Genomic DNA, 10835 nt, shown 5'->3' with positions numbered 1-10835 from the left:
TGTTCATCGTGTTCCATCCTTACTTGAAGAACGGAACGAAAGTCAGGCCGATTCAGTTGGTCGATGGAATCGAAGAGACGCCATATGTTGGCGCAACCTTGCGGATGACAGAGACAGGCGTTGAGGTCGAGGTGCCGTACATGCCTGGCTTCGCTGTGCCGCAGTTTGAGCACGTTGACCAGTGGTTTCGTCGAATGACGCCACCCGAGAACGTCTTGGTGCATGCTCGCGAGGGCAGTATCCTCTTGTTCGGCTGCCGCTGGAGCGGGCACTCTGACGCGACGGGTTCGCGAGTCGGAAGCGGGCGCTTTACGGCCTCTGAGACATTGCTCCACTCGCGGGACCGTAGCTTGACTGACCCGCTGACTGTCAAGCTTTGTCAAAGCAGTGCCGACGGCCTCAACCGGTGGTCACGCATCACATCGGTGACGACGGAAAGCACCCGGGACGAGGAGAAGCGAACGAACGCGCTCGATATCCAGGTCAAGAGTCCGGAGCCGATCGAGTGGTACCAAGGTGACGCCACGCTCCGAGTGAGGGGGACATGGCGGTTTGCAGCGCGAGAAGATGGGTACGAGCGCGTCCACGAGCTTGAGGACTATGTCGTGCTGGAGAGCGAGTGGGACGACCCTCGCCCCTTCGCTGACCACCTCGTCGAGCAACGTAAGGTCCTGCACCTATTGGTGTTCCTCTTTGGAACTGCTCTCTCATTCCGTGATCACCGGGTGCGCGATGAGGGTATCGCTTCGCATCTTATGAGTGGCGAAGTGTTCGATCATCCCTTTGCTGAGGTTGTCAGCGCTCGCACTATTCGGGAGCGTGCGCAGCCCATTCCGTCGAAGAAGAAGCTCGGGCGTCCCATGCTCGTGCTCGAAGAGCTCGGCGCAGACGGGCTCGCGGCATGGGCGGCGAGCTATGAGGCCTGGGAACGGTTCATTCTGCCGGCGGTCGCGATCATTGGACGTCGGCATCGCTTCGCAGAGGATGTTGTCATGTCGACCTCGATGAGTCTTGAAGCGGCGGGGCAGCTGCTTGGCGAACGCCTGGGCGAAGAAGCCACTTACCACCGCAATCGACCTACGACGTCGACGTATATTTACCGCTGCCTGGAGTTCCTAGGGATTCGGTGGGGTGACTATATCTACAGCCAGATTGGGCTCGCCAAAGCGATCGCGAGCAACTATAACTCGGTGAAGCACGCCGATCGTGGCTCGTTTCCTGATCACGCGGAAACCTTTCTCATCGGTGACGTGAACGAACTCGTGGTTCGGCTCCTTGCTGTCAGCCTCACCGGACAGGCGGATGAACTGCTAGGTCGATATCGAGAAGGCTCTGAGCTCTGGGACATCAAACAACGCTTCGATGCGTACCGCGTCCGCATCGTTGACGACCGAGGGACGTGGCAAGCCATCCCCGCCGAAGAAGGAGCGGCGGCGGAGATCTGAGGGTGCGTGAGGGGGTCGCGCGGTGTGGACGCAACGGGTGCTGTTCTGAGCCGACAGATGCTTACCAGCGAACCGCGCCGGGTAACTCGTCGCGCGATGGGGAAAAAAAGGGGACCAGAATCATGCAAACCATGCATGTCGTGACGTGTTCCGCACGCTCAGATCCCTGGAAACACGCGGGTTCTAGCCCAGCGAGGCCATCTGGACGCCTGGGGCACGGGTGGTCGCGCCCTGATGGTTGTGCGAAGTAGATCCTTCTCTTTTCTCTGATCAAAAGATGAATTGACCGCCTTCTGGAATCTTCTGTTCGACGCGTCAGGGGGCGTGGAGGGGGCCAGAAGGGGACCACAGCGTCATCGGGCCCACCTGACCGCGAGTTGTGAACTGTGGCGACAGCGATGTTGAACAAGATTCGCGAGGCGAAGCCTTGAATCTCATGATCGGTACATCGAGGCATTCAACGCGCTGATCGACCGCTACGTCGTCGCCCGGGGGCGTGCGATCTGAGCGAGATCGTGTAGACGCCGGGCACCCGGCGCCCGAGAAAGGCCCCCGTCGGGGCGGTGGAACTGCATCGGCGGGGGCCTTCCCCGTACCTCGGGTGCCGGAGACCACCTTGCCCACAGCATCGACGATGTCAGCTTCTCGGTCGGAGAGAGTCGGATCACCGGCTTCCCCGGACTCGATGGGCTCTGGCTGTGCTGTCCGGGGACGTTGTAGGGGTTTTCTGCGGCGCGCGCGGGTTTCGTTGAACCTGTGAGGCGTACATGTTGGGGGCGTAACGTCGGGTTATGGAGACGCAGACACGAACGAGCGGTGTAGATACCGCGACGCTGGGCCTGGGATCGGTGCTGGTGGGGTCGTTGCCTGCGGCGTTGATGACTGATGAGGCCCCGGATCGTTACACGGTGGAGGCGGTGTTCACGCGCCGCCCCGAACGGGACGAGATCACGGAGATCCTGGGGAGCGAGACGCGGGAACGTCTTGCGAAGGCTGGGTACTCGACCGTAGAGGTGACGATCTCGGATCGTCGCTTGGAGATCGCGAACACGAATCTCGAGGAGTTGCGCGACGGTCTCGGCGGCGTGCTCGCCGACCGGCTCGCGGAGATCAGCGAGGGGGTCCGGGCCAGGCAGGATGCGGCGGCGCTCCGGTTCCGCGAGGCGGCCGCGGGTGAGCATGACAGAGCGGCCTCTGTCGCGGCTCTCGCGGAATCAGTAACGTTCCGCACCTCCGGGACACGAGTGTCTGAGCGGGATCGGCGTGCCGCGGCGACCGACGATCGTGCCCGCATCGATGACTGGACTGACGAGGGTGGTCACGGGCGTTGATGACGTCCGTGACCCTAGGATGCGAGGCGCATCATGGATGGGATCCGTTCGACCACACCGCGCTCTGCAGATCGACACGGCGGTCGGGCCGGTAGCGAGTTCACGGCCCTGGCGAAGACGATCCGGGATCAGGGGTTGCTGCGTCGCAGGTATGGGTATTACTGGTCGAAGCTGATCGGTCTGCCGCTTGTGCTCGCCGGTGGTCTGCTGGTGTTCGTGTGGATCGGTGACACCTGGTGGCAGCTGTTCACGGCGGTGTTCCTGGCGGTGGTGTTCACGCAGATCGCCTTTCTCGGGCATGATTCGGCGCACCGGCAGATCTTCGTCTCGGGTAAATGGAATGACTGGGTGAGCCTCGTCCTCGGCGACCTGCTGGTGGGGATGAGCTACGGATGGTGGCAGCACAAGCACACCCGCCATCATGCGAATCCGAACAAGCTGGGGTCCGATCCGGACATTGAGTTGCCGGTGATCGTTGTGGCCCCGGAGCGTGCCGTGCCGAGAGGGCGGGTCCTGTCGTGGTTGCGCTCGCATCAGGGGATCTTCTTCTTCCCGATCCTGCTCCTGGAGGGTGTCTCGCTGCATGCGTCCGGGGTGCGCCGGGTGGTCACGCGCGGGCCGTTGAGCAGGCGCGGGGTCGAGATCGGGTTCCTCCTGATCCGGCTGGTCGGGTTCCCCGTGCTCGTCTTCCTCGTCCTGTCGCCGGGCATCGCATTCGTGTTTCTCGCTGTGCAACTCGGGCTCTTCGGGTTCTACATGGGCGTCTCGTTCGCCCCGAATCATAAGGGGATGCCGATCGTGCCTCGTGATGCGAGCTTCGACTTCCTGCGCCGCCAGGTGATGATGAGCCGGAACGTCCGCGGCGGTCGTCTGCTCGACACCGCGATGGGCGGGCTGAACTATCAGATCGAGCATCATCTGTTCCCATCAATGCCGCGTCCTCACCTGCGCAAGGCGGCGCCCATCATCGCCGCCTACTGCCGGAGCCATGATGTGCCGTATGCGCAGACCGGGTTGCTGGCGTCCTATGCGATCATCGTGCGGTACATCAACCGCGTCGGCCTGGGGGAGCGTGACGTGTTCACCTGTCCCCTGGTCGAGCAGCGCCGCTACATCACCGCAGTCCCGCAGTGAGCACGCGCGACCACCCCGCAGCAGGACGACGGCACGCCGCCGTCGTCTACAACCCCGTGAAAACCCCGCTGGAACGGCTTCACCCCGTGGTCGCGGAGTGTGAGGCCGAGCACGGGTGGGCGCAGACGCGCTGGTACGAGACCCGCAGCGACGACGCCGGCCGGGCCGCCGCGGAGCACGCTCTCGCTGCTGCTCCGGCGGTGGTGATGGCCGCTGGCGGCGACGGCACGGTCCGCGTCGTCGCGGAGGTGATGCAAGGGACGGGCATCCCGGTCGCGCTGGTTCCCCTGGGCACCGGCAATCTTCTTGCTCGCGATGTCGGTGCGCCGCTCAACGACATCGCCGCCTGCGTTTCCGCTGCGTTCGCAGGTGAGGACCGACCCGTGGATGTCGGGGTGGCTGAGCTCGAGGACGAGAGCGGCGCCCGGCGTTCGCATACGTTCATGGTCATGGCGGGTATCGGACTGGATGCGGAGATGGCGGAGAGCACGAGCACCATTGCGAAGAAGCATCTCGGCTGGTTCGCGTACGTCACACCGATCGCCCGCTCGGTCATCGCGAACAAGCTCTTCCATCTCGACTACCGAATCGACGGAGGGCGGGTGAGGTCGACCCGGGCGCACACGGTCATCGTCGGCAACTGCGGAACACTCACCGGGAACATGCTCCTGATCCCCGCTGCGATCATCGATGATGGGCTGTTGGACGTCGTGATGATGCGGCCGACAGGACGCTTCGGGTGGGCGCGGATCGGAACCCGCCTCACCCTGCAAGGCCTCGCCCGCCGCTCCCCGCTCAGCCGCAGGCTCCTCCAGCAGACGCCCGACCTCCACGCACTCGCCTACGTTCAAGGAACCCGGTTCGAAGCCCGGTTCGACGCCCCTCACCTCATCGAACTCGACGGCGACAGCTTCGGCCACATCACCCGTGTCCGCGTCAGCGTCCGCCCAGGCGCCTTGCACATACGCGTGCCGGTCCAAACGATCGTGGTGGAGAAGAGCACCACGGCCCGGCAGCGGCCGTCACGCCCGTAGAAACCCAGGCGCAACGGCAAGGAAGGTGGACCGCGCTCCGTGCGTCCCGCGCGGGCGACTACGCCTTGGCGCGCTTGGCGCGCTGCCGGAGTATCCCGAAGATCAGGGTGCCGACGAAGAGCACGATTCCGATGATAGCCAACCAGAGCAGGCCCTCGAACACGAATCCCACGATCGACAGCACCACCCATGCCACAAGCAAGATGAGAAGAACTGTCCACATGCTCCTCACGCTACGCTCAATCGCCCGAGAAAACCGGTGATCAACGATATTGCCTCTGCGCGATCTGTTCGGGCCTGCGGCTGGCCGGAGGATTCACAGCACGGGCTGACATAGTGAGAGAGTGCTCCGCCTCGGTGATGGCATACCGATCCGAGGAGAAGGGGCGCTCATGCCCGCATGGTGGGAACAACTTCTGCACATCACAACCGGTCGCATCAGCCGCCACCACGAACTACCCGATCTCCGGCAACTTCCGACACGGCCTGTCGTGCTGGAACGAACCCACTACCTCGTGAACGATCGCGAACGCGACAGTCAAGCGCCCCGCACCTACATCCTCCGCACCCAGCCCCGCACGCGACGATCCCCCGCCGGGGTCGCCGTCACCTCCAACGGACGCGGCGTCGGACATCTGCCCGCCGATGCAGCAGACGCCATGGGCCCGCTTCTCGACCAACTCGGCGGAGCGGCAATCGTCAACGGCACCGGACCGAAAGCTGGAAGCATCCGACTCCGAATCGACCTGCCAGCCCCTGATGCGGTCGGCAAGTTCATCCATACACTCGGCAACGCGAGCTCAGGATGACCCTCAGAGTTTCTTGATTAGCATGACGCGGAAGGCAGCTCTGCATGTTGCATCCGCCGCGCCAATCGACTCCCAGCGGGGGACCAGAAGGGGACCAAGACCATGCAGATCATGCATCCCATGACATGATCTGCATGAGGAGAGGCCCGCAATCATGCGGGTCGCGAGTCCGAAGTCGCCATCTGGACGCCTGGGGGTCAAGGGGTCGCAGGTTCAAATCCTGTCAGCCCGACCGTGTGATGTGTCGGGACATCGACTACAGATGTCTCGGGACATGCGCGACAGAAAGCCCCTCCTTCGGGAGGGGCTTTCGTGGCTTTTCAGGAAACCCACCGGGTTTCTGGACTTCTGAGGTGCAGCGACGCCCGCGGTCACCAGGTGAGTTCGACCTCGAGCTCGTTCTCGCCCTCGGCGCCGAGTTCCACCTCGACCTTGAGGTGGACCTGGTCGGGGATGCGGACCGTGATCTGGCGTCCGTCGCGCTGGAACTCGACCGCGTTGTTCTTCGCCAGCACGTCGGCGAGGGTTCGGAGCTTGGCGGCTGCCTCCTCGCGGCTCATGCGCTGGGTGTCGTCGATGTCGAACAGGTCCATGGTGCATCTCCCTCGTGTCGTGATCTCGACCGTATCGACCTCAGTCCACCCCGGCCCAGCCCCCGACCTGGGACGCGTCACGCGAACGACTGGTAGAAGCCTGAATCGGGCTTCAGGGCGCGAGCGATATTTTAGGCGACACGCTGTAGGCTCGATTCATGCCACTCCACGGTCGCGTTCGATGGGCGATGGTGGCCGCCGCGGTCGTGATGCTGACTTCCTCATGTGCGGGCGGTGCTTCCGTTGATCGATCGGCCGAAGCGCTCCCAGGACATCCCGGCTTTCCATCCGAGGATGTCGGGTCTCCGCTGACCGTCAGCGAGCCGGATTCAGCGGCGAGCGAGCTAGGACACGGGGTGAGGGCCTGGGCATCCGGCAACGTGCTGACAATCACCACTTTCGGATCGAGCAGCTGTCCGAGTGTGCCGAGCGTTACGGCGATTGCGCCGGAGCTCGCACGGGTGAAGATCCAGATCACGAGGTGGGCGAGGGATCTTTGCACGACGGACATCAGCGCACGCACATTCGAGCTGGAGGTGGAGCGAGGCCTCGAGGGCTTCACTCTCGAGGTCGAGCCCGGCGACTAGTGACGCGCTCACCGAACCTGCCGCGCGGTTCTCCGAGACGCTCGGGTTCCGGCGGATTCCGGACAGTCTTCGTCTCGTGCAGAATATCTCGGACATCGAGGCTGCTCTTGCTGAGCATTGACGGCAATCCAGGACTTCCTGTCCCGCTCCTGTCAGGGTCGCCACGGCGTGAGCCGTGGCCACCAGCCGGGTACGTTCCGCCGGTAGTCAAGGTACTGCTCGCCGTAGGTCTCGGCGAGGGTCGGCTCCTCGTACCCCTTGACGAACCCGACGACCGCGGCGAGCGCGACGCCCGCGTAGAACACGAGCCACCAGCTCCCGAACAGCAGCGCCTGGCCGAGGATGATGAGGAGCACCGCGAGAAACATCGGGTTGCGCACGAACCGGTACACGCCCACGACGACGAGCGACTGGGTCGGCGCGATCGGCGCGGGCGTGCCGCGGTGCAGGGCGAAGAGCGCGAACGCGTACAGCAGGAACGCCACGCCGACCGCGATCGCGATCCAGGCGACCGGCACGACCAGCCACGCCGCCCCGCCCCAGTCGAACCACCGCCACCCCGAGATGAGCCAGGGAACGACGCCGGCCACGACGCCTGGCGCGAGGAACAGGAACACGATCGTCCCGATCCACGCCCGTGCGCGCGAGGCCGGCTGAGCCATGCGGCCAGGCTACCGCCGGCGACGTCGTCGCCGCTCATGCCGCGGGCAGGCGGCGCAGCTCATTCGTAACTGTGCCGGCGCACGGCCATGACCGCTCGCGTGCGGTGGCACCGCGTCAGGCTGAGAGCGCGCCCCGCGTGAGCCACGAGGTCGGCAGATGGCCGGCTGCGAGCACGACCGCTGAGGCGGCGATCCATGGGTTCGTCAGCCAGGCCGACAGGCCGAGGAAGACGAGCACCGGCAGGATCGCCATCGGGATCGGCAGGCCCCACGGACCGCGAAAGAGCAGGTGCGCGTGACGGCCCCGCACGAGGTAGCGAACCCAGAGTGCGAGGTATGCGGCGAGGCATCCGATCGTGGGAAGCGACCAGGCCCACTCGACCCCACCCGGCGAGGTGACCGCGGGCACGACCAGGCAGAGCGCCTGGCCGGCCCGCTCGAGCCAGCCGAACGGCCACGGCACCACCACATCGGGAAGGCCGTCGCGCGGGGGATAGCGCAGCAGCAGGAGGTTCGGCGTCAGCACGGCGAGGCTCACGACCAGTCCGATCGGCGAGAACCCCATCAGCGGATGGTATCGGGAGACCTCCAGGCCGACGCGGATCGAACAAGGAGGGGGCGAGGCATCCGCCACCGGGACTCACGTGCGCGAGACATCCTTCTCGCCCTCGATCGCGTAGGGATCGAAGTAGGCGACATCCTGCTCGGCCGCTGCGATCACGCGCGCGGGCCGGAACCCGTCGAGGAGTGGCGTCGGCGTGTCGGTCGTGAGCTCTTCGGCGGCGAGGCGGCTCATGATCGCCCCCATCGTGACGCCGCTGTGCATGGTCATCACGTAGAGGCCCGGGAGGCCGTCCCAGTGGCCGACGACCGGGAGCCCGTCGAACGGGTACGGTCGTGCCGCGATCTGCACGCGCTCTCCGCGAACGGCGGTCGGATCCACGTCGGTGAGGCCAGCGGCGGTCTGGTCGATCAGCTCGGCGACCGCGGCGTCGGGCAGGGTCCAGCCGTCCGGATCGATCTGCTGGTCGGCCCGTGCGTTGCGGATGACGAGCCGACCGCCGTGGTCGGGCCGGATGCTGAGGCCCGGGAGGTGCAGCATCGTCGTGAGGTTGGACGTGCCCGGCGAGGTCGTCACGGTGACGCCCGGACTGCCCTCGGTGCGCACATCGACGCCCTGCGAGGCCATGAGCGCGCCGATGCCGGCACCGGCGGCGAGGACGACGACGTCGCTCTCCAGGCGATCGCCGTTGCCGAGGACGACCCCCCTGACCTTGCTGCCGTCGGTGATGAGGTCCACGACCTCCGTTCCGCCGGCGACCGTGGCGCCGAGGCGCTTCGCCGCGCCCAGGAGGTCGTGGATGAGCAGGGGGACGCTGATGTGCCCCTCGAGCGGGAAGAACACGGCGAGCTCGTACTCGTCACGCACCCGGATCGCGGAGTCGAGCCGCGTGAGCTCGGCGGGCGCCATCGGGATCGCCGCATACCCGTAGGAGTGCAGCCGTTCGGCCTTCGCGTCGAGCTTCTCCGCATCCTCCGCCGTCGCGGCGACGTGCACGTTGCCGTCCTGGTGCAGCCAGCGCGCATCGCCCAGTTCACGGGCGACGGCGCTCCACTCGGCGATCGACATCACATTGAGGTCGTGGTACGGGCGGAGCTCCTTGTTGTTGGAGTTCAGCCAGGCGAAGCTCGCGGCACTGGCCGCGTCACCCGGCACGCCGCGTTCGAGGATGGTGACGTCGACCCCCCGCTTGGCGAGCTGGTAGGCGGTTGACGCACCGAGCACGCCGGCGCCGATGACGATGGCCTTCATGGATGTCTCCTTCTTCTGTCCGTTCGAGACGGACGTCTTCACGCGTCGGTGTTCCGACGACGTCATGCGACGGGGATCGAGATGGGACGGCGCGCGGCCGAGTACACCAGCTCGCCGTCGACGAACACGAGCTCCACGTCGGCGAGGGTGCGGCTCGAGGTCACCACGATGTCGGCGGCGAGTCCGGGCTTGAGGACGCCGCGGCTCGCGCCGATCCTCGGGATCGCGCGTGCGACGTTGCCCGTCGCCATCGCGACGGCGCGTTCGATGGGCGCGAGCCCCGCCTGCACGAACGCCGCAACCATCTCCCACATGCCGTCCCAGTGCCCGGCCGCGTAGTCGGTGGCGATGAGGTCGATCAGTTCTGCCTGTGCCAGGGCGATGAGGCACTCGTGCATGCCGCTCCGGCTGGTCCCGGTGCCGCCGGTCCACAGGTCGAACGTGTCGACCTCGACGTGCCCGCCGTGGTCGCGGATCCATCTCGCGTTCGCGAGCGCTTCCTCGGTGCTGAAGGTGGGGTGATTGGTGTGGCCGCCGATGAAGAGCTCGCCCGCGATCTCCGCGGCGTGACGAGCCACGTCGTCCGATGGCGCGGAGTTGTGCACGAGCGTCGGCAGCTGCAGTTCGACGGCGAGCAAGGCCGACCGCAGGAGGCCGTCCAGCGCGAGCTCGATCGAGGGCAGCACCGACTGCTCGATGATCGCGACCAGGTCGTCGACGTCGAGCCGCCCGAGACCGTACTCGGCGATGAGCTGCTGCAGCCGGGCACGGTCGGGCGCGCCGCTGCGGATGTGCCGCCCGAGCGCGGCGTACTTCAGCTGCTGGGCCTGCGCCTGGACGATCGGGATGCCGGTGGCCGCTTCGATCGCCGCAGGGATGTAGATGTAGTCCTGCCCGCCGCCGCCGAGGGTCATCCCGGCTCCGACCTCGCCGAGCACGACCGCGCCGTGATCGTTCATGTCCTGCGCGGTCAGTTCGCGGTGGAGGTCGCTGAGACCGGACCCGTCGCACGCGTCCGCAGCGGCGAACATCGGATCGAAGTGCACCGTGGCCATCTCCACCTTGACGGGCTGCATCCCGCGGGCCGAGGCATGGTCGGCCGGCGACTTGAAGCCGTCGAGGTCGACGACCGTGGTGTGCCCCTGCACGAGGTGCCGCCGCAGGTTCCCGAGCGACTCGACGAGCGAGACGCCGGGCGTGCCGCTCGCGAAGCGCGGGCCCGGTGCGGTGGCGTGCGCGTGCGGGTCGATCGCCCCGGGAACGGCGAGGCGGCCGTCGAGGTCGATGACGGTGTCTGCGGTCCCACCCCTGAGGTCGTGGGGGGAGACCGCGGCGATGAGTCCGTTCTCGATCGCGATGGACCCGCGGAACGGCTTTCTGCGGCCGTCGCCGGTGACGATCTCGGCATTGTTCAGGACGAGCAAGTG

At 66.0% G+C, this 10835-nt stretch carries 12 protein-coding genes; 5 read left to right on the top strand and 7 right to left on the bottom strand.

Annotated elements, in window-relative coordinates:
- From RH864_RS18680 to RH864_RS18665, 4 genes are all read left to right on the top strand, one after another.
- Positions 1 to 1445 (top strand): ApeA N-terminal domain 1-containing protein (locus RH864_RS18680; protein ID WP_310519086.1); only part of this gene is annotated, 1445 nt, incomplete at its 5' end.
- 791 nt (positions 1446 to 2236) lie between these two features.
- Entirely contained in the window at positions 2237 to 2776 is a 540-nt protein-coding gene (locus RH864_RS18675) for a hypothetical protein (protein ID WP_310519085.1), read from the top strand.
- Positions 2777 to 2809: 33 nt separating this feature from the next.
- Positions 2810 to 3910, top strand: coding sequence for a fatty acid desaturase family protein (locus RH864_RS18670; protein ID WP_124895827.1), 1101 nt, complete (start codon positions 2810 to 2812; stop codon positions 3908 to 3910).
- Entirely contained in the window at positions 3907 to 4944 is a 1038-nt protein-coding gene (locus RH864_RS18665) for a diacylglycerol/lipid kinase family protein (RefSeq protein ID WP_310519084.1), read from the top strand. Before RH864_RS18670 ends, RH864_RS18665 begins: the two co-directional genes overlap by 4 nt.
- Before the next feature lie 58 nt (positions 4945 to 5002).
- Here the strand turns inward: RH864_RS18665 and RH864_RS18660 are convergent, their stop codons facing one another.
- Entirely contained in the window at positions 5003 to 5167 is a 165-nt protein-coding gene (locus RH864_RS18660; RefSeq protein ID WP_164479568.1) for a hypothetical protein, read from the bottom strand.
- 169 nt (positions 5168 to 5336) lie between these two features.
- Between RH864_RS18660 and RH864_RS18655 the strand changes: the two genes are divergently transcribed.
- Complete coding sequence (locus tag RH864_RS18655) at positions 5337 to 5753, top strand: hypothetical protein (RefSeq protein ID WP_310519083.1); 417 nt, start codon at positions 5337 to 5339, stop codon at positions 5751 to 5753.
- A gap of 371 nt (positions 5754 to 6124) precedes the next feature.
- Here the strand turns inward: RH864_RS18655 and RH864_RS18650 are convergent, their stop codons facing one another.
- From RH864_RS18650 to RH864_RS18625, 6 genes are all read right to left on the bottom strand, one after another.
- Complete coding sequence (locus RH864_RS18650) at positions 6125 to 6346, bottom strand: amphi-Trp domain-containing protein (protein WP_310519082.1); 222 nt, start codon at positions 6344 to 6346, stop codon at positions 6125 to 6127.
- A gap of 112 nt (positions 6347 to 6458) precedes the next feature.
- The gene (locus tag RH864_RS18645) at positions 6459 to 6857 is read right to left on the bottom strand and encodes a hypothetical protein (protein ID WP_310519081.1); all 399 of its coding nucleotides are present in this window, start codon (positions 6855 to 6857) and stop codon (positions 6459 to 6461) included.
- A gap of 228 nt (positions 6858 to 7085) precedes the next feature.
- Complete coding sequence (locus tag RH864_RS18640) at positions 7086 to 7595, bottom strand: methyltransferase family protein (RefSeq protein WP_310519080.1); 510 nt, start codon at positions 7593 to 7595, stop codon at positions 7086 to 7088.
- A gap of 115 nt (positions 7596 to 7710) precedes the next feature.
- A complete protein-coding gene (locus RH864_RS18635) occupies positions 7711 to 8160 on the bottom strand; it encodes a hypothetical protein (protein WP_310519079.1) in 450 nt (149 codons plus the stop codon).
- Between the two features lie 75 nt (positions 8161 to 8235).
- On the bottom strand, positions 8236 to 9408 hold the full coding sequence (locus RH864_RS18630; RefSeq protein WP_310519078.1) for an NAD(P)/FAD-dependent oxidoreductase: 1173 nt from the start codon (positions 9406 to 9408) through the stop codon (positions 8236 to 8238).
- Between the two features lie 62 nt (positions 9409 to 9470).
- On the bottom strand, positions 9471 to 10832 hold the full coding sequence (locus RH864_RS18625; RefSeq protein WP_310519077.1) for an amidohydrolase family protein: 1362 nt from the start codon (positions 10830 to 10832) through the stop codon (positions 9471 to 9473).
- Positions 10833 to 10835: the final 3 nt, after the last annotated feature.

The organism is Agromyces aerolatus (genome assembly GCF_031432255.1).
Classification (GTDB): Bacteria; Actinomycetota; Actinomycetes; order Actinomycetales; family Microbacteriaceae; genus Agromyces.
The sequence above is the reverse complement of the archived record's forward strand: the minus strand, read 5'-3'. Positions and strand labels throughout refer to the sequence as shown.